General features: G+C 46.2%; 1 protein-coding gene. It reads right to left on the bottom strand.

Annotated features, from left to right (window positions below; genetic code table 11):
• Positions 1-74 precede the first annotated feature (74 nt).
• Positions 75-1,325: multifunctional CCA addition/repair protein (locus tag A3756_RS18725; RefSeq protein ID WP_368664598.1), on the bottom strand; the 1,251-nt coding region annotated here is incomplete at its 5' end.

The raw sequence follows: 1,325 nt of genomic DNA, 5'->3' as shown, positions 1-1,325 counted from the left end.
AGAAGCCTAAACTTGTCCAATGCAGTGGCAATCATAAGTTATGAGGCTTGGCGTCAGTGCGGATTTAAAAATGCTCAGCTAGTGGGCGAGTTTTCTCCTTCATAAGTGCTTTTTATCTGCTTTATTTTTTCTTTTCGTAAACGGTCTAGCTGCTCGCCAATTTCTTTCCCTTTGTAGCCCTCGGCAACGATCTCTTTTGTGGTGATTAAGCTGAGAGTGTGTAATATCCGGCTAAAAAGATCTGCTTGTTGGTATTGCGCCTTTTCAAACCCGGTCCTACCTCGTGAGTCTGCCTTGCTGCACAGTAATATTTCTGCAAAGCGCTCAGGGCGTCTAAAGGCGTCGCACTGCTTTAAAACTTTCAGAATGGTTTCACTTCTTAACTCAAAAGCTTTATGGATGTGCGTGTGATATTCACTGCATAAACATGCCAGGTCTCGGTATTCATTCGGTACTCGATTTCGTTCACAGAGCTTCTTTATCGGCTCTAAACCTAGGCGCTCATGGCCATGATGGCTTGGCCATTTTTCAGGGGCGGTACAAGCTTTTCCCAAGTCGTGTGTAAGAGCAGCAAAGCGAACTTGTTTTGATTGGCTTAGTTGACTAGCTTGCTCCAAGGACATGAGAGCGTGGATGCCACAGTCGATTTCTGGGTGGTACTTTTCTGGCTGAGGAATGCCAAATAGCGCATCGATTTCCGGGAATACGACTTTCAGGCAGCCAACTTTTCTAAGTGCTTCAAAATAAATCCAAGGGGACTTTTCACTTAGTGCTCGTTCAGTTTCTTGCCAGATACGCTCAGGGACTAAATGATTTGCCTCACCTTTCAGAACCATTTTGCTCATGAAATCGAGTGTTTCGTCAGCTATTTTAAAGCCGAGGTGATAAAAGCGAGCAGCGAAACGAGCCACGCGTAGAATTCTTAGTGGGTCTTCTGTGAAGGCTGGCGAGACGTGCCTGAGTAGTCTGTTCTTCAGATCGTCTTGACCGCCATACGGATCAATCAGCTCACCGTCTGCGCTCATTGCCATCGCATTAATGCTTAGGTCTCTTCTGATAAGGTCTTGTTCTAAAGTGATTGATTTTGACGTGTCAAAGCTGAAGCCTTGGTAGCCCTGACCGTTTTTACGCTCTGTCCGCGCAAGAGCGTACTCTTCTCTAGTTTTGGGGTGGAGAAATACAGGGAAGTCTTGGCCGACCTGGGTAAAGCCTTGTTTAAGCATCTCGTCTGGGTTGCTACCTACTACGACCCAGTCTTTATCCTTGCTGTTAATTTCGAGCAAAGAGTCACGTACAGCACCACCCACAAGGTAGGTTTTCATCAC

This window comes from Oleiphilus sp. HI0086 (assembly GCF_001635225.1).
This window is presented reverse-complemented; position numbering and strand designations above follow the sequence as displayed.